This window comes from Paenibacillus thailandensis (assembly GCF_042685365.1).
In the GTDB taxonomy this organism is placed as follows: Bacteria; Bacillota; Bacilli; order Paenibacillales; family Paenibacillaceae; genus Paenibacillus_AP; species Paenibacillus_AP thailandensis.
This window is the reverse complement of record NZ_JBHUMY010000012.1, coordinates 185,812-207,902: the sequence shown is the minus strand read 5'-3', so window position 1 is coordinate 207,902 and position 22,091 is coordinate 185,812. Positions and strand designations below refer to the sequence as shown.

The following is a 22,091-nucleotide window of genomic DNA, read 5'->3' as shown; positions in this document are numbered from 1 at the left end:
GCATATATATGGCTACGGGAGTGAGTCCACATGTATGCGGATAAACCGCTAATTGTCCAGTCCGATATGACGTTGCTGCTCGATACGGAGCATCCGGAGGCGGATGCCGTGCGGCAAACGCTCGTTGTCTTCGCCGAATTGTTGAAACGTCCGGGAACGATGCATACGTACCGGATGACCCCACTGACGCTGTGGAACGCAGCGGCGGCCGGCTGGACCGCGCAGCAGGTCGTCGGGCTGCTGGCCGATTATGCGAGGTTCGGTCTTCCGTCGGCGGCCGAGACCGCCGTCCGGCGGCTGATCGGCCGTTACGGAAAGCTGAAGCTGCTAATCGGGCCGGAAGGGCTGGAGCTGCAAGGCGAATTGCTGCAAGAGATAGCGGACAAGCCGGGCGTAAAAGAGCTGCTGGGCCGGGAATTGGGTTCTGACCGGCGACTCGTTCCGCCGGTTCATCGCGGCCGGCTGAAGCAGGAGCTGACCAAGTCCGGTTATCCGGTTATCGATCTTGCCGGCTACCATGACGGCGAAGCGCTTCAAGTGCAGCTGCGGAACGAGACGCGTTCCGGACAACCTTTCTCGCTAAGGGATTACCAATCCGCTGCCGTTGAAGCGTTTTACCGCGAAGGCTCGGTGCAAGGAGGCAGCGGCGTTGTGGTGCTGCCATGCGGCGCGGGCAAAACCGTTGTAGGCATTGCCGCCCTTGCAAGGGCAAACAGCGCTGCCTTGATATTGACCTCAAACGCCACGTCCGTGAAGCAATGGAAAAAAGAGCTGCTGGAGAGGACGTCGCTTGACGAGGAGCACGTCGGCGAATATACGGGAGCTTTAAAGCAGGTCCGTCCCGTTACGATCGCGACTTATCATATTATGACGCACCGCTCGTCGCGGACTGGCGGCGGTTATCCCCATATGAAACTGTTTTCGGAACGGGATTGGGGTTTGATTATTTATGACGAGGTTCACCTTCTGCCCGCGCCCGTATTCCGGATGACGGCCGACCTGCAAGCGACGCGCAGGCTGGGCCTTACGGCAACGCTTGTCCGGGAGGACGGCTGCGAGGAAGACGTGTTTTCGCTTATCGGCCCCAAGCTGTACGAGCTTGTATGGAAAACCGCGGAAGCGCAGGGCTATATCGCGAGAGTATCGTGCGCGGAAATTCGGGTGCCGCTGCCTTCCCGGGAGCTGCAGCATTACCGCGAGGCGGCGGAGAAAGCCAAGCAGCGGGCGGCCGCGGAAAATCCGGAAAAGCTGGCCGTTGTGCAGCGATTGCTGCGGCGGCATGCAGGCAAGCAAACGTTAATTATCGGCCAATATTTGGAGCAGCTTCATGAACTGGCGAGCCGTCTCGACATTCCGCTCATCACGGGCGAGCTTCCGCAGCGCGACCGCGAGCGGCTTTACGATCGGTTTAAAAAAGGAGAGGTCCCGGTGCTGGCCGTTTCCAAAGTGGCCAATTTCGCGGTCGATTTGCCCGACGCGGCCGTTGCCATTCAAATATCGGGCAGCTACGGCTCCCGGCAGGAGGAAGCGCAGCGGATCGGAAGGCTTCTGCGTCCCAAGGAAGGAGCCAACGAAGCCTGGTTCTATACGGTCGTCTCCGAAGGGACGAAGGAAGAAGCATTCGCCCGGAAGCGGCAGATGTTTATGGTGGAGCAAGGATACCGCTACGAAACTTTTCATGCGGCGGCTTTGGCGTTGGCCAAAGAGGAGAACGGAGGCTCAAACGACGATGTATACCGATGAAATTGCCGGCTTGTGGCCCGACGAGGTCGAAGCATTTTTGGAAAGTCCGGTATGGGCGTCCGCTTTACGCCAAGGGTTGAGCTGGCAGCAAGCGATGACGGAGCCCGAAGCGTTGAAAGAAGCGGCGGAGCGGCTTTCGCCGTACGGGCGCGTGATGCTGAAGCTGCTTGTAAGGCACGGCGGCTTGTCGGCCGTCGAAGAAGATAGGCTGCTTAAAGCCGGGATGACGGAAGGAAAGCTGTCCGGCTTGGAAGCGAAGGCGGGCATACGGGAGCTGCAATCGGCAGGATTGCTGCTTGCCGTCGCCAAGCTGTGGGGGGATCGGCTTGTTTTTGCGCCCAAAGACAGCTACCCGCAGCTTGCCCTTCTGCTTCTGCCGCCGGAAGGAAAGCCGTCGCCTATACCGTTCGACGGGCATTTAGAGCTGCTTCGCCCGGTTTGTCGGCCGCTTGGAAGACAGCTGCTGTCTGCCTTCGCCGAGCTTGCGCGCAGCGGAACCGGGTTGACCGGGAAAGGCCTGCTGCCCAAGAAGCACATTCAGAAGCTTGTGAGCGTTACGAATTTATCGGAACGTACGCTGCAAGGTTTAGGCGCAAAGCCGTCCGCGGAAGGGCGGCAATATCCGCTGCCTGTTGCGCTGCTGCTTCATGCGGGGCTGCAATTCGGCCTTCTTTGCCGGACGGGGAAAGCGCTCGAATGGAACGAGAGTCGGCTGGCCGATTGGCTTGAGCTACACGTGGAGGTCAGGGAGGCGTCGTTGTATGAGTGGATCTGCGATGTACTGCTGGGAAACAAGGCGGAAGCCGCTCTGACCGCTGCGCTGATCGGCAGTCTTCAGCCGGGGGAATGGTTTGCGATAGACGATATTCGCCGATGGATTCTATGCGGAATGGGCGGATCGTGTGCTTGGTCCGGCGATAGCGATTCGGCAGGCCTAACGGATAAAATGGAAGCGTGGCTTCAGCTTATGAACGAATGCGGCTGGGCCGAGCTTGGCGAAGCGGGCGGCCTGCAGCTGTTTCGATGGACGAGGCCGGTGAGCAGGCCGATGCATTCGGCCGATGGAGACGGGCAAGACGGCGCGGCGGGGGACGGCTTTGTCCCGCCGCCGGAGCAAGGTCTCGTTCAGGCGAACGGCGACATTATCGTTTATCCGGACTGCCGGTTTACCGTCCGGTGGGAATTGGAAGCGGCAGCGGAGCTCGTCTCGGACGATAGCGTCACGCTGTACCGGATGACTGCGGAATCGGTTCGCCGCGCAGTCGGGAGCGGGAGGAGCGGCGAGAACCTTGCCGAGCTGCTGAGCTATATTTCCGGCCGTAAACCGCTTCCGTCCGAACTCCTCGATTGGTTGCGGCAGACGGTCCGGCATGCAAGCCGGATCCAGTTAAGGGAAGCTGCCGTCCTCTGCTGCGCCGATGAGCAAACGGCCGACGAGCTTGAGGCTTATCCGCTCTTGCGGCCCTATCTGGGCGAAAGAGTCGGCGGACGCCATTTCCTCGTAAGCGGAAACGATCTTGAGCCTCTACGGGCCCGGCTTAAGGAAGCGGGGCTGCCTTTATTGTCCGCAGCGAACCAGTCGTCAGAAGCCGGAGGAAGCGCCGGAGCTCCGGTTGTTTCATTAAGCGGGGAGCAAGCAGAACCGCGCGGTTCCCGGCTCCGCTTGCCGTCCGATCCCCGGGGCGGCCCGGAGATGCTGGAGCATCCAGGTCCGCTGTCCGGACATAAGCTGGTCCGGGCTCCCCGCGGCGAGAAGCGGACGCCGCTTCTTCCGGAAACGGCGGAAGTGCCGCTCATGTGGCTCAAGCAGCTGCGGGCTTATCATGACTCGACCCGCAAAGAGATGCTCGAGCGCGCCGTCGCTTGGCAAACGCCCGTTCAGATCCGCATGGAACGGGGGCTCCGCGCATTTGTGCCGGAGAAGCTGGAGACGGCGCCGGACGGTTGGGCGGTTGTCGGGTTGCTGCGGGAAGAAGAATCCGTGCAATCCGTCCGTCTTACGCCGGACATGTGGAACGAAATGAAGCTTCTCGTCCCGGAATCGTAAGGGCAATCCGTTAGGCCGCGAAGCGAAATGTATTGGCTTTGTCTGACGGTTGTGATAGTGTAGAAGTAAGCGAACAAGAAAGAAGGTGGCGAAAGGATGCCTACTGCCGCAAGGCAAATCACGGCTTGGCCGGACGAGGAGACTGCAGCACCGCTCGATATGGCATCGTTGTTGCTGTGCGCTTACGAGCTTGGTGATTCCATAAATCAATCGGCGGAGGTTGCCGAATATTTATATTGGAAACAAAGAGTGGAGAACGACGAGGAGGTCAAGGCGGTGCAGCGGCGCTTCGCCAAAGCGAAAGAGCTGTTTGAGGAAACGCGGCGTTTCGGCCGCTATCATCCGAATTTCCATTCGGCCAAAAAAGAAGTGAAGGAGATCGAGAAGGAGCTTGACGCGTTCGAATGCGTCAGCAAGTTCAAAGCCGCGGAGCTTGCGGTCGATACGATGCTTCACGACGTTGCTCTGCTGATCGCCGGGTCGGTATCGGAATCGATCAAGGTGCCGGGGAACGAACAATCGTTGGGAGGCTGCGGAAGCGGCGGTTCTTGCAGCTGCGGAAGCGGAGGCTGCGGTTAGGATCAATTCATGGACGGGGGGAGCGGCATGTTGCCGGAGCGCACGGGATACATTATATGGGTAAGCGATTTAAAGGCGGCCAGGTCGCTGGAGAAGTACGGCACAGTCCATTACATGTCCCGCAGAATGCATTACGTAGTCATGTATATGAACGCGGATCGGTCGGAGGAAACCGTTCGTCTGATCGGCAAGCTTCCGTACGTGCGCAAGATCGAGCGTTCCTACCGGAACGAGATCAAAACCGAATATAGCAAGGATACCGAAGATAAAACGCGCGCGTACAGCATATAAGGAATGAACAGGCAAAACTGCCCGTTCCGGGAAAATACCCGGGGCGGGCTTTTTTTGTCAATCGCAATTTTTACTTTTAATTCCAAATTTCCCGCTGCATTAATTTATTGTTGAAAAATCATGGAGGCGTGATAAAATGGAAATCAATAGGTTGATTGGACTAGTTCTTTTGGAGGAGAGTCGGCCGCATGAAGGACAAGACGACGAACAGGTGGAGTACATACGAATCGTTTTATGTGGAACTAGCCGATAAGAAAGTCGCCGATATCATTATTACGAACCATGCGAAAAGCCGGTGGGCCGATCGCGTGGAAAGCGAAAAAACCGGATACGGAGACATCGCCGAATTTTTGTGGGACTGCTTGAAGCAAGGAAGAATAAAGTCGTATTACCGGAACGAGCAGGACGTTTATCTAATCGACGACGATCTGGTGTTTGTGGCCGAATTTGCGAATTCGTTGACGGAGACGGACATCGTCGGCAATCCGCTTCAGAAGATGATCGTCGTAACGTTTCTCGGCCGAATGTCGGAGACGATCGAGCTGAGAGACCTCAAATCGTATTATTCCTGGCTAAGGCATTCCCGAAGAATGACGCTCGTTAAGAACAGCAGAAGAAGATGAACATCGTTCAGTTAAGCATCCCGTCCGATAACGATTTTAGAGGATGTTTGATCCCTATAATATAGACTTTACATTTAACGGAAACGGATCGTTATTTTAACCTTGGACAAGACGAACGTTTCCGCTTTCGATTAGCGTATTTCGCTCTGGGCGGAGTACGCTAATTTTACAATGGCCCTTCGTCGAAGAACTTTTTCTCCCTTCCATTCCCTTCTATCTCATCCCAGTCCCCGGGACGTTATTGTTCTTAAACAAAACCGGCAAACTATAGTATAATAATCGCATCATATTACGATAGGCAGGTTAAACATGGCGCTCAATTTTCATCAGTTGCATATATTTTACACCGTAGCCGAACGCGGCAGCTTCTCAGCCGCCGCGCAAGCGCTTCATATGACGCAGCCCGCGGTCACGATGCAGGTGCAGTCGCTTGAAGATTATTTCGGCACGAAGCTGCTGCTGCGCTCCACGAAGCGGATCGAGCTGACGGAAGCCGGTCGGACGCTGATGCCTTACGCCCAGAAGAGCATTGAGCTAATCCGCGACACGGATCAAGCGATGGCTTCTTATACGAAGCAATTGAAAGGGAAGCTGCAGCTCGGCTCGAGTCTGACGATCGGGGAGTATATATTGCCGCGTCTGCTTGGCCCGTTCGGACAGGAATATCCCCATATCGCGATCAGCATGAAAGTGATGAACACGACGCAAATTATCGAGGAAATATTAAACCATCAGCTGAACTTCGGATTGATCGAAGCGCCGGTCAGCCACCCTGACATGCACATCGAGCCGGTCATGAAGGATGAGCTGGTCCTGATCGCGCCGACCAACCATCCGCTTGCCGGCAAATCGGACGTTACGTTCGAGCAGGCAATGGAGTACCCGTTCGTCTTGCGCGAGCAAGGGTCGGGAACCCGGCTTGTCATGGAAGAGCAGCTTCGGCTGCAGTCCATCGACCCTGCGCAGATGAAAATCGTCATGGAGCTCGGCAGCACGGGCGCGGTGAAGTCGGCGGTGGAGGCGGGCTTCGGTTTGTCGGTTATTTCGTCCTCTTCGATCAAGCACGAGGTCGCGTTAGGCTTGATTCGCGTCATCCCGCTTTCCAACATCGTGTTTAAGCGGTACTTCTATTCGATTTATTTAAAATCGTCTTTGCTGCCGATATCGGCCGTCAGCTTTTTGTCGTTTTTGAGAGAGAGGGATTTGGAGCAATGGCTGTAAAACAGGCCGATCTGCATACGCATACAACGGCCTCCGACGGTCGAACCGGGCCGTCCGACAACGTCCGGCTCGCTTACGAAGCGGGTCTTGCGGCCGTCGCGATCACCGATCACGACACGATGGCCGGCGTAGACGAAGCGATCGAGGAGGGGGCCCGCCTGGGCGTTGCGGTCGTGCCCGGGGTGGAGATAAGCACTTCATGGGACGGGAAGGACATTCACATGCTGGCGTATGGTCCGGACCGCGATGACGAGCGGTGGATCCAGCGGCTGGAATCGCTTCGCCGCGTTCGGGAACGCCGCAACGCCATCATTGTCGACAAGCTGAATAAGCTTGGCATCGGCGTAAAGTTATTCGAGGTCGAGCGGATCGCCGCCGAAAGCAGAGACGAACGCAAAGCCGGCCAATCGACGGTCGGACGGCCGCATTTTGCGGAGCTGCTTGTGCGCAAAGGGATCGCAGCCGGCATACGGGAAGCTTTTGACGAGTGGCTGGGGGAGGGCCGGCCGGCATACGCCGCGCTTCCCCGCATTTCGCCGTTCGAGGCGCTGGATTGGATTCGGGAAGCGGGAGGGATTAGCGTAATCGCGCATCCGGGCCTGTACGGCAACGACGAGCTTGTATCGGAGCTTGTCCGCGCCGGCATGGACGGCATCGAGGCGTATCATCCCGACCACGGTCCCGAAGACCGGCGTCGTTATGAGGAGATGGCGGCGCGGGCCGGCGTTCTGGCAACGGGGGGATCGGACTTCCACGGTTCCGCCCACAGGGCCGCTCTAGGCAGCGTCACGGCGGACGCGGAGGTCGCCGCCCGGCTTATGCAACGGCGCTGACCGGCGATGCACTTCAGGTCCGCACTCGTCTATAAACATAGCAAAAAGGCCAAGCGATTTGCGCAAATCGCTTGGCCTTTTTGTATACGTGCCGGGCCGCTTCTGACCGGCATGCGTTTATTTCTGCGTTACGACCGCGTGCCTTCGATGTCGTTGTCCGCTTTTTCAAAGCATAGGTTTACCGTTCTGCCGTTGGAACGGGTACGGTGCAGGACACCCGCTTTCACCGTGTACAGCTCGCCTGCTTTCAACGATACGGTGCGGTCTTCGAAATCGATGTGCAGCTCGCCCTCCAGGACAACAAAGCATTCGTCGCCTTCCTCGTGTTTATGCCAATGGAAGTCGCCGTCGATTGCGGCCATTCGAATGACATGATCATTCACTTCGGCTATCGCTTCGTTCGCATAAGGAGTCATGCGAGCGGCAGCCTCGAACAGGTTGATTTTTTCTTGATTGGCGGCCATGATGATGGTTTTCCTCTCCAGGATTGGATTTACACGACTTTCACCGGCATCGCTTTAATCCGCTGCTCGTCCGGCGTAATATAAAGCGTCTTCTGATTGTCGTAAATGACGAAACCGGGCTTCGCGCCGCTAGGCTTGCGGACATGTCTCACCAGCGTGAAGTCGACGGGCACCTGGCTCGATTCGCGAGCTTTGCTGTAATACGAAGCCAGCATGGCGGCTTCCTCGAGCGTGGCATCGCCGTATTCGCCGCCGCGGATGACGACGTGCGAGCCCGGAATGTCCTTCGTATGGAGCCAAGTGTCGGAAGGGGAGGCAAGCCGGTTCGTCAAATAGTCGTTTTGCGTATTGTTTTTGCCGACGTAAATTTGCACGCCTTCCGACGACGTATAGCAGGTTAGCGAAGGACGGGCCTGCTTTTTGCGCTTCGGTCCTTTTCTCCCGCGGTCGCGCAAATATCCTTCCGCCACGAGCTCTTCGCGAATTTCCTCGAGATCCGCCAGCGCCGCATGCTCGAGCTGCTCTTGCACCGCTTCGAAATAAGCGATTTCCGCTTTGGCATTTTCCATCTGTTCGTGGATATAAGCGATGCTGCCTTTTTGCTTGGCGTATTTGCGGAAATAGCGCTGGGCGTTGTCCGACGGGCTAAGCTGCGGGTCGAGCGCAATCGTCACTTCGGCCTGGTTATCGTCGTAAAAGTTGACGAGCGTAACCGAGCTGTCTCCCCGGTTGATCTGATGCATATAGGCGGTGAGCAGCTCGCCCAGCACGCGGAACCTGTCCGAATCCTGCGCTTCGCGCAGCGATTCCTCCAGCTTATCCAGCTTCTTTTCGTTTTTGGCGATTTCGTTTTGCGCGAACCGGAGCAGGTCGCCGGCCCGCTGCTTCACCGCGTCGCGCACCGCTTTATCGCCGAAGTAGGCCTCCAGGCATTCGCTTACGGAGCCATAGGAGGAAACGTCGGCGTCCTGCTCCAGATGGGTCAGCCGCACCACGGAAAAATACGATTTGCCGTTCGGCAGCGTGACGACCGTAGGCTCAAACCGCCCTTGCTTGGAGGCTGACATGACGCCGTCGAAGCTTTCCCACAGCGAAGGCCAATCGGTATCCGCCGGATCTGAAGCGCTCGCGCCCGCCCGGAAGGCGATCTCTTTGGCCAGAAGCGGGCTGACGCCGCTGAAGGCGGCAACCAGCGCCTGCTCCGGCGGCATTGCTTTGCCTTTGGCCGCGACCTTCATCGCCGTTTCCATTAACGGCCTGGAGTCGGCTTCAAAAGGGTCGACCTTATGCTGCTCGGGCGGAGGCGTATAAGCGCTGCCGGGCATGACGATCCGATAGCTGCTGATCGAAGGCGTCACATGGTGGATGCCGTCGTGTATCGTTCCGGAATCCGTGTCCATCAAAATAATGTTGCTGTGTCTGCCCATAATTTCGACCACAATCGTTTTGGTCGTCATGTCGCCAAGCTCGTCGCGGTGGCGAACGGCGATATGCACGATTCGTTCCCGCCCGATCTGCTCGACCGACTCGATGACGGCTCCTTCGCAATATTTGCGCATGAGCATGCAGAACATCGGGGCTTCCAACGGGTTGACGTATGTTTGCTCCGTCCAATGAAGACGGGGATAGGTCGGATTGGCCGACAGCAGCAGCTTGCCGTTTACTCCGTTGCCGCGGATGCTGAACACAAGGTCGTGCTCGGCAGGCTGATGAATTTTATGTATCCGTGCTCCGACGCATCTTTGCAGATCGCGGACGATGCCGTAGGTTACGATTCCGTCTAAAGACATTATGTATGTTCTCCTTCAATAGTAATCTGCTTTCTATCATGCCATAGTTGAAGCAAAAACTTAAGCCCTCCGGCTGGGATATTTTCCGGGTTGTCCGAATACATTTAGGCAATGGGATCCATCCGCTTGTCCATCGCGGACGGCAAAGCGATAACGGGAGGGAATCGGGCAATGAATGGATTGAAGTGGCATCAGCTAGGAACAAGCGAGCTGCAGCAGATGTTGAACAGTTCGTTTGAAGACGGCTTAAACGAGAAGGAGGCGGAGATCCGGCTGCAGCGGGACGGGCTGAACGAGCTGTCCGAAGGAAAACGCGTCTCGCCGATTGTGCTGTTTCTTAATCAGTTCAAAGATTTCATGGTGCTGGTGCTGATCGGCGCGACGCTCATCTCCGGCCTGCTGGGCGAATATTTGGATGCTATTACGATCGTGGCCATTCTTATCATTAACGCCGTGCTTGGGTTTGTTCAGGAATACCGGGCCGAAAGCTCGCTCCGGGCATTAAAGGAGCTGTCCGCGCCGTCAGCCAAGGTGCTTCGCGAGGGCAAGCTGACTTCGATTCCGGCGAAGGAACTCGTCGTGGGGGACATCGTCTTGGTCGAAAGCGGCGATCGCATACCGGCCGATCTAAGGCTCGTACAAGCCAACAGCTGCTACGCCGAAGAATCGGCGCTCACCGGCGAATCGGTTCCGGTCGGCAAGCATGCGGACGTGATTCGGGAAGAGGATCTTCCGCTGGGCGACCAGCGCAATATCGCGTTTATGGGCACGATGCTGACGAGAGGCACGGCAAGAGGGGTCGTCATCCGGACGGGGATGAATACCGAGATGGGCAAAATCGCGGGTCTGATCGAGCAGACGGAAGCGATGGAAACGCCGCTGCAGCATCGTCTTGAGCAGCTGGGCAAAATTTTGATCATGGTGGCCATCGGGCTAACCGTCTTGGTCGTCGTTGCGGGCATTCTGCACGGCCAACCGGCTTACGGCATGTTCCTCGCGGGCGTCAGCCTGGCCGTCGCCGCCATCCCCGAAGGGTTGCCCGCGATCGTGACGATCGCGCTGGCGCTTGGCGTCCAGCGGATGATCAAGCGGAAGGCGATCGTCCGCAAGCTCCCGTCCGTCGAAACGTTGGGGTGCGCGACCGTCATCTGCTCCGACAAGACGGGAACGCTGACGCAGAACAAAATGACGGTGACGAAAGTGTGGCTCGGCGGCCGTGAGATATCGATTAGCGGAGAAGGCTACGAGCCGGCCGGCAGCGCCTTCGAGAACGGAGAGGAAGTCGATACGAGACATGACAGCAGCTTCCGCCGCTTGCTCCAGATTGCGGCACTATGCAATAACGCCGTACTGTCGAAGGCCGAGCAGCCGGAGAGCAAGCGCAAGCGGGGCAAGGAGAAGCAGCAGGAAGAATGGGAAATGAAAGGCGACCCGACCGAAGGCGCGCTTGTCGTTCTGTCGGCCAAGCTGGGCGTGTCCGCCGGATCGCTGGAAGGGCTGTACAAGCGGGAGAAGGAATTTCCGTTCGACTCCGAGCGGAAGCGCATGTCGGTCGTCGTCTCCCATCAGGGAGGACGGATCGTTTACACCAAAGGCGCTTCCGACGTTCTGATGGATCTTTGCACGTATGTGCTATGGGACGGAAAGGTCGTTCCGTTCACGTCGACGCTGAAGAAAAAATGCTCCGAAGCAGCCGAAAGCATGGCGGAGGCTTCGCTGAGGGTGCTCGGGCTTGCCTATCGCGATCTAAAGCCGAACGAGGCTTGCGAAAGCGACAGCGAAGCGGAAAACCAGCTTATCTTCGTAGGGCTTACCGGGATGATCGACCCGCCGCGCAAAGAAGTGCGCGACGCGATCGCCACTTGCCGCCGGGCAGGCATCAAGACGGTCATGATTACGGGCGACCATCAGCGCACGGCCGAAGCGATCGCCGCCCAGCTCGGCATTATGCCGCGCGGCGGCATTGCGGTGAACGGGCGGGAGCTGGAAGCGATGAGCGACGAGCAGCTGGACCGGCTTGCCGACAATATTTACGTCTATGCGAGGGTTTCGCCCGAACATAAGCTTAGAATCGTCAAGGCGCTGCAGCGGAACGGCCATGTGGTGGCGATGACAGGGGACGGCGTCAACGACGCCCCCGCGATCAAGGCGGCCGACATCGGCATCGCGATGGGCATTACCGGCACCGACGTCTCCAAGGAAGCGTCCTCGCTCGTGCTCGCCGACGACAACTTTGCTTCCATCGTAGCCGCCATCGAGGAAGGCAGGGGCATCTATGAAAACATCCGCAAATTTATCCGGTATTTGCTGGCGTCCAACGTCGGCGAAATTCTCGTCATGTTCCTCGCGATGATGGCCGGCTTGCCGCTGCCGCTCGTGCCGATTCAAATTTTGTGGGTCAACCTTGTAACGGACGGCTTGCCGGCCATGGCGCTCGGGGTCGACCAGTCGGAGAAAGACCTGATGCAGCAGAAGCCGCGTCCCGCGAAGGAAAACATTTTCGCCAGAAGGCTGGGCTGGAAAATTATAAGCCGGGGCATTCTGATCGGCATTTGTACATTAGCGGCGTTCTGGATTACCCTTCAGGCCGCGCCGGACAGCCAGGAGCAGCTCGTAAAGGCGCAGACCGTCGCGTTCGCGACGCTTGTGCTGGCCCAGCTCATTCACGTATTCGATTGCAGAAGCTCGAGATCGATTTTCCACCGCAACCCGCTGCAGAACAAGTATCTCGTGCTGGCCGTCTTGTCTTCGCTTGTGTTAATGATCGGCGTCATGTATATCGAGGCGCTGCAGCCGATATTCAAGACGGTTCCGATCGGCTTCCGGGAATGGTGCCTCGTCTTCGTCGCCGCGGGCATTCCGACTTTCGTCATGGGCATCGGCAGCGTCATGAGCACGAACAAGCCGAACAAAAAATCGAACAAGCTGACGCCCGTGGGCAAGCCTTCCGTCCGTTAAGGCGGCTCGGAAGCCCGGGGCGAACCGCCCGCTCGCAAGCCGTGAACCCTAAGAGGGCGCGGCCGGAGCGGGCGGTTTTTTGTCTGCGGCGGCTTGGAAATTCGGGGCCGCGGCGCGGTCGTTACCGGGGAAACATTGCAAACATTCATGTAAATTATGAATAGCGTTTCTTGTCTTATTGCGTTATGCTATAAGGACATTGAGAGCTATATCCAGCATAGCTATACAAAAAGGAGTGCCGATAGATGAATTTTACGAAGATGCATGGTTTGGGAAACGATTTTATCGTGGTAGCGGGAGAGAAGGAGCTTCCGGCCAATGCCGCGGAGCTTGCGGTTCAATTGTGCAACCGGTTTTTCGGCATCGGCGCCGACGGCCTGGTTTATATTCTTCCTTCCGAAGTGGCGGATTTCCGGATGCGCATCATTAACTCCGACGGTTCGGAAGCGGAGCAATGCGGCAATGCGATCCGCTGCGTGGCCAAATACGTTTACGATAAAGGCTTGACGGACCGCACGACGATTACGATCGAGACGCTTGGCGCAGGCGCGCAGGAAGTGCAGCTGCAGACGGAAGGCGGCAAGGTGCAAACGGTGCGCGTCGACATGGGCGAGCCGGTGCTGAACGGGCTCCAGGTGCCGACGACGATCGACGCCGAGCAAGTGGTCTCGCATCCGATCGAAGTGGACGGCAAGACGTTTGAATTTACGGCCGTATCGATGGGCAACCCCCATTGCGTCATTTATGTGGACGACGCCGTCAATTTCGATCTGGAAACATGGGGGCCGAAACTTGAAACCCATCCGTTGTTCCCTCGTAAAATAAATGTTGAGTTCGTAACCGTGAAGTCCCGCAACCATACGGACATGCGGGTTTGGGAGCGCGGCGCGGGGCCGACTTTGGCTTGCGGCACGGGAGCTTGCGCGACGGTCGTATCGTCCGTACTTAACGGGTTGACGGACCGCACCGCTACCGTTTCGCTGAAAGGCGGCGATCTGCTGATCGAATGGAATGAATCGGACAACCATGTGTACATGACGGGACCTGCTGCGGAAGTGTACAGCGGCACATTGTCGTAAACCATTTTTTCTCTTCATTTCGCATTTTCTCTTGTTCATGCGGGCGAAATCCTATAGAATAAGGCAAGGAAATGATTAGGGGCGTCATTTATCCGGCTATGGACGAATGGCGCTTCGAAGCAAGGGTCTTTACTCCAGCATTGGCGGACTGGAACGTATGCTCCAGGCCTTTTTCGTCAACAATAGTACAATGGCTCTCTAGTCAATTCCATATTTCATAGCGGCAACACCCATATACTAATAGATCATGTTTATCCGAACCGCAAGATGTGCGCGGATACGGTACTGGACGGTATACCGTGGAAAGGGCGTCCGCATGCGGACTGCGGCATACGTTTCTGCTTAGGAAAGTTGCGCGAGGAAGACCGGAGGGGGATCCTTACTTGGCTATTAAACTTATTAATATCGGATTTGGAAACATCGTTTCCGCCAACCGCATTATTTCGATCGTAAGCCCGGAATCGGCGCCGATCAAACGAATTATTCAGGAAGCGAGAGACCGGCACATGCTTATCGATGCGACTTACGGAAGGCGGACGCGCGCTGTAATCATTACCGACAGCGATCATGTCATTCTATCCGCAGTGCAGCCGGAGACGGTTGCCCACCGTCTGTCGACGAAAGACGACGATAACGACGAATAGTACGAGGAGCATTATGAATAAGGGATTGTTATTGGTATTATCCGGTCCTTCGGGAGTCGGCAAAGGAACGGTTTGCTCCGTTCTGCGCAAGAAGCTGCCGGAACTTGTCTATTCCGTTTCGGCGACGACGCGCGCTCCGAGACAAGGAGAAGTGAACGGCGTCAACTACTTTTTCAAGTCCAGAGAGCAGTTCGAGGATATGATTGCCCGCGACGCGCTGCTGGAGCATGCGGAGTACGTAGGCAACTACTACGGCACGCCGCGTGAGTTCGTAGAGCGTACCATCGCGGAAGGAAAGGACATCATTCTGGAGATTGAAGTGCAGGGTGCCCTGAAGGTGAAGGAGAAATTTCCCGAAGGGGTATTCATCTTTTTGCTGCCTCCGTCGCTTGATGAACTGAAACAACGGATTACGGGCCGGGGAACCGAATCCCAGGACATTATCAATCATCGCATGTCCGTAGCGGTGGAAGAGATGAATTTGATCCAGCATTACGATTATGCGGTCGTCAACGACGAGATCGATCTGACGTGCAAACGCATCGAAAGCATCATTATCGCCGAGCATTGCCGCAAAGACCGTTTCCTGGAGGAATTGTCCCATCTCAATGCCGCAACGATCGAAAAAGCTTGAGTGAGGTGTAGGTTTATATGTTATATCCTTCGATAGACGAACTGGTTAAAAAAGTCGACAGCAAATATTCGCTTGTCGTTGCCGCTTCCCGCCGTGCGCGGATGCTGCGCGAAGGCGCGAAATCGGATCTTCGCAATCCGAGATCGCATAAATTCGTAGGCGTGGCGCTTGAGGAAATTTACGGCGACTATATCCAAGTCGATAATAAGCGCGAAGACTAATTGACGAAAGGCCGTTTCCAAGCCATCCCGGGATGAGCTTTGGAGACGGCCTTTTTTTGCGCGCAATTTCAGCGATACTCCTTATAAAACCGAAGCAATGCGTTCGGATTCTGCTTATTGAAGCCGTCCGCGGAATTCATTATACTTTATAGAGAATGGAGGTCGGTAAATATGGCAAATACGTTTGCCGGAATGAGAAGCCGCTCATGCAAAGCCTGATATTGGGGCGATACTTTGCATGGGCCGATAGCTGATCGTTAGCGTCAACATCGCCCAAGAAAACATATCGTTTCTAATAGTGGGCTTTGCACCTTTTATTTAAATAAAAATAAGGGGCTGGAAAGCGATGAATAAACCATTTATTAGAAACCATCAGTACAATTTGATCCGAAAGCAGGTTAAGCTGCTGCAGCAAACGTGCGCTACCGTATCCGATCCGAAGGTCGTCGAGTCGGTCAGAGGCGGCGTTCAGACGAAGCTGAGCGAAGCGTTTCCGGAAGGCGGAGCTTTCCCGAGAGAAATGCTGGACGCGGTAACGTCGTTAAGCACGGAAGAACAATTCCGGCAATATCTGCAATCGTTGGAGCCGTACTTGGATCCGTTTCCCCAGGTGACGGCCAAGCAGCTCGGCAAGCTGTTTCCGAAAGTGAAGAAACTGAAAACGCCCGAGCTAGCCGGCGTCGATTACCGTTACGTCACGTATATAAGCTGGATCGATATCGCGTTGAATAAAATGTTTCTCGTCTACCATATGAACGGCCAGTTTGTCGGGATTCAGGGGAACTTTACGCCGGTCAACAAAGGGGTTTGCTTTTTGTGCAACCGGCACGAGCAGGTCGCGTTGTTCTCCGCAATTACCAAATGGAAGCCGGCTGACGCTTCGCCCGACTACTATAAGGCGATCGGCAACTATATGTGCATGGACAGCGAGGTTTGTAACCGAAACATTACGGATGTCGCCGCATTGGAGAAGTTTATACAAGCGGTTACCGTCAAGACGCATTAAAATATCGAAAACGCAAAACATTAGAGCCCGCCTTTACGGCGGGCTTTTCGTTTGAAGCCGGCGCATCGGTTTCGAAGTTTCGCCAAAGTCGCCGCCCTTGCGGAAACAACCCGCTCAGCCGGCTGTTCCAAAGCTCGACGGCTGTGATAAAATAAGGTAAACATGGGAATATTGGAGGAACAGCAATGGGGATGAACGGCTTCGGGCCGTCTTTTGGGCCGCCGCCTATTTTTACGTTTTTTTTCTTTTTGATCGCTGCCGTAATAGCCGGAACGTTTTTGTTTATCGTTGTGCGGGGCTTAAGAACATGGTCGTCCAACAACGCTGCCGAACCGGAGACCAGAAGCTGCAAGGTAGCCGCCAAACGGACCGAGGTATGGGGCGGTTCGGGCGATTCGAGCGCAAATACGAGCTATTTTATTACGTTCGAATTTCATGACGGCTCGCGCAAGGAGCTGCCGGTCCGCGGCGCGGATTACGGGATGATCGCCGAAGGCGATTACGGCATCGTTACGTTCCAAGGAACGCGATTCAAGCATTTTGACCGGGGAATTCCGCAATAATCCGCAAAGATCACTGATATCAGAGAAACCAAACAAACCGCAGAAATTTTTTTCTGCGGTTTTTTGTTTATTTTTGTTTTGACGTATATTCAAACGAAAACAAATCTGATAAACTACAGATAAGCAAAAATAAACAATCATAAACGGAGGAATTATTCATGGTACAAAGCTTGTGGGATCATTCGAAAGCATCGCAGCTGCAAGGCGGGCTTGACGAGCTCGTTTACCGTTCGAATATAATCGGCGCAGATCGCCGCGTCTGCAACTGGGGCGGGGGCAACACCTCCAGCAAGACGATCGTCAAAGATTTTCGCGGGCGCGATGTCGAAGTGATGTACGTCAAAGGCAGCGGCTCCGACCTGGCCACGATGAAAGCGGGCAATTTTACGGGACTGCGCATGGACGACATTCGGCCGCTTTTTGAAAACGAATCCATGACGGACGAGGACATGGTCGCTTATTTGGCCAACTGCATGATCGATCCGAAGCATCCGCGCGCCTCCATCGAAACGCTGCTCCATGCGTTCCTGCCGTTCAAGCATGTCGACCACACCCATCCGGATTCCATCATCAGCTTGTGCTGCGCGGGCAACGGCAAGGAGCTGGCGAAGGAAATTTTCGGCGACCGCTTCGTTTGGGTGCCTTATATCCGCCCGGGCTTTACGTTGTCCAAAATGATCGCGCAAGGCGTTCTGAACAACCCGAAAGCCGAGCTTGTACTGATGGAAAAACACGGGCTCGTGACGTGGGGAGAAACAAGCGAGGCATGCTACGCGAAAACGATCGAGATCATTACGGAAGCGGAACGCTTTATCGAAGCGCGCGTCAATGAAGCGAAAGTATTCGGCGGCGCCAAATACGAAGCTCTCGCACCGGAAGAACGGAAAGCGATTGCGGCGGCCGTTATGCCGACAATCCGCGGCGCGGTAAGCGACGAGAAAAAAATGATCTTGACGTTCGACGACGGCGAAGACGTGCTGCAATTCGTCGGCGGCCGCGATTCCGCGGAGCTGTCCCAGATCGGCGCCGCTTGCCCGGACCATCTCGTGCATACGAAAGTGGTGCCGCTGTTCGTCAATTGGAAGCCAGACGCAAACGACGCCGAAGGGCTGAAGGCGATTTTGAAGGAGTCGATCGCGGCTTACAAGGAGCAGTACAAAGCGTATTTCGAGCGCAACAAAAACGAAGGCGACGTCATGTTCGAAGCCGCTCCGCGCGTTATTCTCATCCCGGGCGTAGGCATGATCAACACGGGCAAAAGCTGGTCGAACTCGAAGGTGAGCGGGGCGCTCTATCACCGGGCCATTGCGGTTATGCGCGGCGCGACGGCGCTCGGCAATTTCGTATCGCTCAGCGAAAACGAATCCTACAACGTCGAATATTGGCCGCTTGAGCTGTACAAATTGTCGCTCGCTCCGGCGGAAGCGGAATTTTCCCGCCAAGTGGCGCTTATTACCGGCGGCGCCGGCGGCATCGGCAGCGAAACGGCGCGCCGTCTCGTTTCGGAAGGGGCGCATGTCGTGCTGGCCGACCTGAATTTTGAAGGAGCCCAGAAGGTGGCCGACGAAATTAACGCCAAATATGGCGAGACAAAAGCAGTTGCCGTTAAAATGGACGTAACGAACGAAGAGATGGTGCAGGAAGCGTACCGCGAAGCGGCCCTTGTATACGGCGGCGTCGACATTATCGTCAATAACGCGGGGCTTGCCACTTCGAGCAAGTTCGAAGAGACGTCGCTGAAGGAATGGAACCTGAACATGAACGTGCTCGGCACGGGCTACTTCCTCGTGGCGAGAGAAGCTTACAAGATGATGCTCGAGCAGGGCATCGGCGGAAACATGGTGTTCATCGGGTCCAAAAACTCGGTATACGCCGGCAAAAGCGTTACCGCCTACAGCTCGGCGAAGGCGATGGAAGCGCATCTTGCCCGCTGCATCGCAGCCGAAGGCGGCGAACACGGCATTCGCGTCAACACGATTTTGCCGGACGCCATTCTGCAGGGCTCCGCGATCTGGAACAGCAACTGGCGCAACGAACGCGCCGCGGCTTACGGCATCGAGCCGGATCAACTGGAAGAATATTACCGCAAACGGACGACGCTGCTCGTTAATATTTATCCGAAGGATATCGCGGAAGGCGTGGCGTTCTTCGCATCGTCCCGCTCGGCGAAGACGACGGGCTGCATGCTGACGATCGACGGCGGCGTGCCTGCTGCCTTCACGCGTTAAGAAGAGGAGGAACGGCGAATATGTATAAAGCTTGGGGAGAGAAAAACTGGTTTATTCCGGACGGCTACATTCCGGAAACAAGCTCCGGCTCGCTGCTTAGCCACGAATCGGTCTGCGTGCTGAACGCTTCTTCGGAAGAGGCGCTGCTTAAATTTACGATCTTCTTCGAAGACCGCGACCCGATGGAGGACATTCTCGTCGTTATCCCCGGCAGAAGGACGAAGCATATTCGCACAAGCTCGCTGATGAAGGACGGAGCGCCGATACCGGTCGGCGTTCCGTACGCCATCGCCGTGCAAAGCGATGTGCCCGTAATCGTTCAGTACAGCCGCTTGGATTCGACGCAAGCCGAAAACGCTTTAATGTCGACGATGGCTTTTCCCGTAAAAGGTTAAAATCATAAGAGAGAGGATGACTTAAGCCGATGACGGACCGCGCTTACGTTTTATTCGAGGAACAGCAGCAGGCAAGAGGAATCAACCTGGATCAAGTGAAGCAACAATTGAAAGCGCTAAAAATCGAAACGCCTTCGTGGGGCTACGGCGATTCCGGAACCCGCTTCAAAACGTTTCAAAAGGTCGGCGTGCCGCGCGACCCGTTCGAGAAGTTCGAGGACGCGGCGCAAGTGCACAAGTATACCGGCATCGCCCCTTCCGTCGCGATTCATATTCCTTGGGATAAGGTTGACGATTACGGGAAGCTGAGAGCGCATGCCGAGAATCTCGGCCTGAAGATCGGGGCCGTCAATCCGAACTTGTTCCAAGAGGACGAATATATGCTCGGCAGCGTAACGAACGCCGACGCGGCCGTCCGCCGCAAAGCGACCGACCATTTGCTCGAATGCGTGGACATCGCCAAGGAAACGGGCTCCCGCGATCTTAGCCTTTGGTTCGCCGACGGCACCAACTATCCGGGGCAAGGCGATATTCGGAAACGGAAAGCTTGGCTGTACGAGGCGCTTGCCGAAATGTACAAAGCGCTTAATCCGGACATGCGCATGCTGATCGAATACAAAACGTTCGAGCCGGCTTTCTATCATACCGACCTCGCGGATTGGGGCATGGCTTACAATATGGCGCTGAAGCTGGGCCCGCAAGCCGAAGTGCTGGTCGACACGGGGCATCATGCCCAAGGCATCAACGTCGAGCATATCGTGGCGTATTTGATCGACGAGAAGCGCCTCGGCGGCTTCCATTTCAACAACCGCAAATACGCGGACGACGACCTGATCGTCGGCACGATCAATCCTTACGAGCTGTTCCTTATTTTCTATCAAATCTTGAACGCGGCGGGCGATGCGGACGCATCGATTCGCAGCCATGTCGGCAATATCGCGTACATGATCGACCAATCGCATAATATCGAGGCGAAAATTCCGGCCATGATCCGGTCCGTATTGAACGTGCAGACGCAATATGCCAAAGCGCTGCTTATCAATCACGCCGAGGTGCAGGACGCTCAGGAGCGCGGGGACGTGCTGGGCGCCGAAGACGCGGTCCGCCGGGCGTTCGAGTTCGACGTGACGCCGCTGCTGCATGCCGTCCGCGAAGAGCAAGGGTTGCCGGCCGATCCGATGAAAGCTTATCTCGAAAGCAGTTACGGACGCGACATTCTGGCAAGAGGCAAGGGCGGTGCCAGCTGGTGACGATTCTCGCGTACGATCTTGGAGCGAGCAGCGGCAGAGCCGTTCTCGGCCGGCTTAAGGACAACCGGATGGAAGTGGAGGAAATTCACCGTTTTCCGAACGATCCGGTCAAGATCGGCGAACGTTTGCACTGGGATCTATTGAGACTGTTCCATGAAATGAAGCAAGGCTTGCTGAAAGCGAGGCTTGCGGGCGAAACGCCCGCAAGCCTCGGCATCGATACGTGGGCCGTCGACTTCGGGCTCCTCGGCCGGACCGGGGAGCTGCTCGGCAATCCGTACCATTACCGGGATTGGCATACGGAAGGCGAGATGGAACGCGTGCTGGCCGAGCTGACGCCGGAATACTTGTTCGGCCGCACCGGCATTCAATTTCTGACCTTCAACACGATATTTCAGCTGACGGCGATGAAGCGCGCGGGCAATCCCGTTCTCGAGCAAGCGGATAAGTTCTTGATGATTCCCGATCTTCTCCGTTATTATTTAACGGGCGAAGCTTTTAACGAATTTTCCAATGCGACGACGACCCAGCTCTACAACCCGCTGCTTGGCGGTTGGGATGCGGAGCTGCTCGGCAAGCTCGGCTTGCCGGCGTCGATGTTCGGGACCGTCGTCGATCCCGGAACGCCGGCCGGGCAATTGCGCTCTTCGATCGGCACGGAGCTGGGCGTTCCGTCCATTCCCGTCGTCGCGGTCGCGGAGCATGACACGGGCTCGGCTGTAGCCGCCGTTCCGGCGCTTGACCGATCCTTCGCTTATTTAAGCTGCGGCACTTGGTCGCTGATGGGGACGGAGGTCGACAAGCCCGTCATCAATGAGCTGGCCCAAAAGCTGAATTTTACGAACGAAGGCGGCGTCGGCAAGACGTACCGCCTGCTCAAAAACATTATGGGCCTCTGGATTTTGCAGGAGGCGAAACGGGAATTGGACCGGGCCGGGCAGGAGTATTCCTTCCCGCAGCTCGTCAAGCTTGCGGAAGACGCGCCGCCGTTTGCGGCGCTGATCGACCCGGACGACGTCCTGTTCCTTCATGCGGGGGATATGGTGTCCCGCATTCGGCAATATTGCCGCCGTACCGGCCAGCAGCCGCCGGAAGGCGTGGGCGCCGTGGTCCGCTGCATTTTGGAAAGTCTAGCGCTTAAATACCGGTACGTATTCGAGTTGACCGAACAGCTGTCGGGACAAAGCTTCGGCGGCTTGCACATGGTCGGGGGCGGCATCCAAAACGCGCTGCTGTGCCAATGGTCGGCAAACGCCATCGGCAAGCCGGTATGGGCCGGTCCGACCGAAGGAAGCGCGATCGGCAACTTGGCGGTGCAGTGGATCGCAAGCGGCGAGCTTGCGAGCATAGGAGAAGCGCGCCGGGTGATCCGCGATTCGTTCCCGGTTACGGTTTACGAGCCGCAAGACGGCCCGGCATGGGAAGAAGCGTACGGCCGGTTCCGCCGGCTGGCGGGGCTGGAATAACGGAGACCTTGCCGGCGGCCGGCGGTCGCATACAAGAGAGAAAACAATTAGGAGTG

The 22,091-nt window shown here is 56.4% G+C and carries 20 protein-coding genes; 18 read left to right on the top strand and 2 right to left on the bottom strand.

Annotation, left to right across the window (positions count from 1 at the left end):
• Nucleotides 1–30 precede the first annotated feature (30 nt).
• The 7 genes from ACFSW5_RS12460 (at nucleotide 31) to ACFSW5_RS12430 (ending at nucleotide 7,337) form a co-directional block, all read left to right on the top strand.
• Complete coding sequence (locus tag ACFSW5_RS12460; RefSeq protein ID WP_379273376.1) at nucleotides 31–1,743, top strand: DNA repair helicase XPB; 1,713 nt, start codon at nucleotides 31–33, stop codon at nucleotides 1,741–1,743.
• The gene (locus tag ACFSW5_RS12455) at nucleotides 1,730–3,790 is read left to right on the top strand and encodes a helicase-associated domain-containing protein (RefSeq protein WP_379273373.1); all 2,061 of its coding nucleotides are present in this window, start codon (nucleotides 1,730–1,732) and stop codon (nucleotides 3,788–3,790) included. Before ACFSW5_RS12460 ends, ACFSW5_RS12455 begins: the two co-directional genes overlap by 14 nt.
• Nucleotides 3,791–3,886: 96 nt before the next feature.
• Nucleotides 3,887–4,369: a YlbF family regulator gene (locus ACFSW5_RS12450; RefSeq protein WP_379273371.1), complete on the top strand. Its 483-nt coding sequence runs from the start codon at nucleotides 3,887–3,889 to the stop codon at nucleotides 4,367–4,369.
• 27 nt (nucleotides 4,370–4,396) lie between these two features.
• On the top strand, nucleotides 4,397–4,660 hold the full coding sequence (locus ACFSW5_RS12445; protein ID WP_379273369.1) for a YlbG family protein: 264 nt from the start codon (nucleotides 4,397–4,399) through the stop codon (nucleotides 4,658–4,660).
• Nucleotides 4,661–4,848: 188 nt separating this feature from the next.
• Nucleotides 4,849–5,283, top strand: coding sequence for a hypothetical protein (locus tag ACFSW5_RS12440; RefSeq protein WP_379273367.1), 435 nt, complete (start codon nucleotides 4,849–4,851; stop codon nucleotides 5,281–5,283).
• A 309-nt stretch (nucleotides 5,284–5,592) separates the two neighbouring features.
• A complete protein-coding gene (locus ACFSW5_RS12435) occupies nucleotides 5,593–6,504 on the top strand; it encodes a selenium metabolism-associated LysR family transcriptional regulator (protein WP_379273365.1) in 912 nt (303 codons plus the stop codon).
• Entirely contained in the window at nucleotides 6,495–7,337 is an 843-nt protein-coding gene (locus tag ACFSW5_RS12430) for a PHP domain-containing protein (RefSeq protein WP_379273363.1), read from the top strand. Before ACFSW5_RS12435 ends, ACFSW5_RS12430 begins: the two co-directional genes overlap by 10 nt.
• 128 nt (nucleotides 7,338–7,465) lie before the next feature.
• Here the strand turns inward: ACFSW5_RS12430 and ACFSW5_RS12425 are convergent, their stop codons facing one another.
• Entirely contained in the window at nucleotides 7,466–7,801 is a 336-nt protein-coding gene (locus ACFSW5_RS12425; protein WP_379273361.1) for a cupin domain-containing protein, read from the bottom strand.
• A 29-nt stretch (nucleotides 7,802–7,830) separates the two neighbouring features.
• Nucleotides 7,831–9,591: an Rqc2 family fibronectin-binding protein gene (locus ACFSW5_RS12420; RefSeq protein ID WP_379273359.1), complete on the bottom strand. Its 1,761-nt coding sequence runs from the start codon at nucleotides 9,589–9,591 to the stop codon at nucleotides 7,831–7,833.
• 171 nt (nucleotides 9,592–9,762) lie between these two features.
• Between ACFSW5_RS12420 and ACFSW5_RS12415 the strand changes: the two genes are divergently transcribed.
• The 11 genes from ACFSW5_RS12415 to ACFSW5_RS12365 all read left to right on the top strand — a co-directional run bounded on the left by ACFSW5_RS12415 (nucleotide 9,763) and on the right by ACFSW5_RS12365 (nucleotide 22,035).
• The gene (locus tag ACFSW5_RS12415; RefSeq protein ID WP_379273357.1) at nucleotides 9,763–12,549 is read left to right on the top strand and encodes a calcium-translocating P-type ATPase, SERCA-type; all 2,787 of its coding nucleotides are present in this window, start codon (nucleotides 9,763–9,765) and stop codon (nucleotides 12,547–12,549) included.
• Between the two features lie 245 nt (nucleotides 12,550–12,794).
• Nucleotides 12,795–13,628 carry a diaminopimelate epimerase gene (gene dapF, locus ACFSW5_RS12410; protein WP_379273355.1) on the top strand — a complete coding sequence of 278 codons (834 nt, stop codon included), beginning with the start codon at nucleotides 12,795–12,797 and terminating at the stop codon, nucleotides 13,626–13,628.
• A gap of 383 nt (nucleotides 13,629–14,011) precedes the next feature.
• The gene (remA, locus tag ACFSW5_RS12405; RefSeq protein WP_005548256.1) at nucleotides 14,012–14,272 is read left to right on the top strand and encodes an extracellular matrix/biofilm regulator RemA; all 261 of its coding nucleotides are present in this window, start codon (nucleotides 14,012–14,014) and stop codon (nucleotides 14,270–14,272) included.
• Nucleotides 14,273–14,285: 13 nt separating this feature from the next.
• Nucleotides 14,286–14,906, top strand: a complete 621-nt coding sequence (gene gmk, locus ACFSW5_RS12400) for a guanylate kinase (protein ID WP_379273353.1) — start codon at nucleotides 14,286–14,288, stop codon at nucleotides 14,904–14,906.
• 17 nt (nucleotides 14,907–14,923) lie between these two features.
• Nucleotides 14,924–15,127 (top strand): DNA-directed RNA polymerase subunit omega, encoded by a 204-nt coding sequence (gene rpoZ / locus ACFSW5_RS12395; RefSeq protein WP_379273351.1) that lies wholly within the window; start codon nucleotides 14,924–14,926, stop codon nucleotides 15,125–15,127.
• A gap of 346 nt (nucleotides 15,128–15,473) precedes the next feature.
• The gene (locus ACFSW5_RS12390; protein WP_379273349.1) at nucleotides 15,474–16,133 is read left to right on the top strand and encodes a FusB/FusC family EF-G-binding protein; all 660 of its coding nucleotides are present in this window, start codon (nucleotides 15,474–15,476) and stop codon (nucleotides 16,131–16,133) included.
• A gap of 185 nt (nucleotides 16,134–16,318) precedes the next feature.
• Nucleotides 16,319–16,696, top strand: a complete 378-nt coding sequence (locus tag ACFSW5_RS12385; RefSeq protein WP_379273347.1) for a DUF2500 domain-containing protein — start codon at nucleotides 16,319–16,321, stop codon at nucleotides 16,694–16,696.
• A gap of 158 nt (nucleotides 16,697–16,854) precedes the next feature.
• On the top strand, nucleotides 16,855–18,924 hold the full coding sequence (locus ACFSW5_RS12380) for a bifunctional aldolase/short-chain dehydrogenase (RefSeq protein WP_379273345.1): 2,070 nt from the start codon (nucleotides 16,855–16,857) through the stop codon (nucleotides 18,922–18,924).
• A gap of 20 nt (nucleotides 18,925–18,944) precedes the next feature.
• Entirely contained in the window at nucleotides 18,945–19,319 is a 375-nt protein-coding gene (locus ACFSW5_RS12375; RefSeq protein WP_379273343.1) for a sensory rhodopsin transducer, read from the top strand.
• Between the two features lie 29 nt (nucleotides 19,320–19,348).
• Nucleotides 19,349–20,569 (top strand): L-rhamnose isomerase, encoded by a 1,221-nt coding sequence (gene rhaI / locus ACFSW5_RS12370; protein ID WP_379273341.1) that lies wholly within the window; start codon nucleotides 19,349–19,351, stop codon nucleotides 20,567–20,569.
• Nucleotides 20,566–22,035: a rhamnulokinase gene (locus ACFSW5_RS12365; protein ID WP_379273339.1), complete on the top strand. Its 1,470-nt coding sequence runs from the start codon at nucleotides 20,566–20,568 to the stop codon at nucleotides 22,033–22,035. Before rhaI ends, ACFSW5_RS12365 begins: the two co-directional genes overlap by 4 nt.
• The last annotated feature ends 56 nt before the right edge of the window (nucleotides 22,036–22,091 follow it).

Coding starts and splice junctions, on each gene's coding strand:
- ACFSW5_RS12460 (WP_379273376.1), top strand. CDS start 31: ATGTATGCGGATAAACCGCTAATTGTCCAGTCCGATATGACGTTGCTG.
- ACFSW5_RS12455 (WP_379273373.1), top strand. CDS start 1,730: ATGTATACCGATGAAATTGCCGGCTTGTGGCCCGACGAGGTCGAAGCA.
- ACFSW5_RS12450 (WP_379273371.1), top strand. CDS start 3,887: ATGCCTACTGCCGCAAGGCAAATCACGGCTTGGCCGGACGAGGAGACT.
- ACFSW5_RS12445 (WP_379273369.1), top strand. CDS start 4,397: ATGTTGCCGGAGCGCACGGGATACATTATATGGGTAAGCGATTTAAAG.
- ACFSW5_RS12440 (WP_379273367.1), top strand. CDS start 4,849: ATGAAGGACAAGACGACGAACAGGTGGAGTACATACGAATCGTTTTAT.
- ACFSW5_RS12435 (WP_379273365.1), top strand. CDS start 5,593: ATGGCGCTCAATTTTCATCAGTTGCATATATTTTACACCGTAGCCGAA.
- ACFSW5_RS12430 (WP_379273363.1), top strand. CDS start 6,495: ATGGCTGTAAAACAGGCCGATCTGCATACGCATACAACGGCCTCCGAC.
- ACFSW5_RS12425 (WP_379273361.1), bottom strand. CDS start 7,801: ATGGCCGCCAATCAAGAAAAAATCAACCTGTTCGAGGCTGCCGCTCGC.
- ACFSW5_RS12420 (WP_379273359.1), bottom strand. CDS start 9,591: ATGTCTTTAGACGGAATCGTAACCTACGGCATCGTCCGCGATCTGCAA.
- ACFSW5_RS12415 (WP_379273357.1), top strand. CDS start 9,763: ATGAATGGATTGAAGTGGCATCAGCTAGGAACAAGCGAGCTGCAGCAG.
- dapF (WP_379273355.1), top strand. CDS start 12,795: ATGAATTTTACGAAGATGCATGGTTTGGGAAACGATTTTATCGTGGTA.
- gmk (WP_379273353.1), top strand. CDS start 14,286: ATGAATAAGGGATTGTTATTGGTATTATCCGGTCCTTCGGGAGTCGGC.
- rpoZ (WP_379273351.1), top strand. CDS start 14,924: ATGTTATATCCTTCGATAGACGAACTGGTTAAAAAAGTCGACAGCAAA.
- ACFSW5_RS12390 (WP_379273349.1), top strand. CDS start 15,474: ATGAATAAACCATTTATTAGAAACCATCAGTACAATTTGATCCGAAAG.
- ACFSW5_RS12385 (WP_379273347.1), top strand. CDS start 16,319: ATGGGGATGAACGGCTTCGGGCCGTCTTTTGGGCCGCCGCCTATTTTT.
- ACFSW5_RS12380 (WP_379273345.1), top strand. CDS start 16,855: ATGGTACAAAGCTTGTGGGATCATTCGAAAGCATCGCAGCTGCAAGGC.
- ACFSW5_RS12375 (WP_379273343.1), top strand. CDS start 18,945: ATGTATAAAGCTTGGGGAGAGAAAAACTGGTTTATTCCGGACGGCTAC.
- rhaI (WP_379273341.1), top strand. CDS start 19,349: ATGACGGACCGCGCTTACGTTTTATTCGAGGAACAGCAGCAGGCAAGA.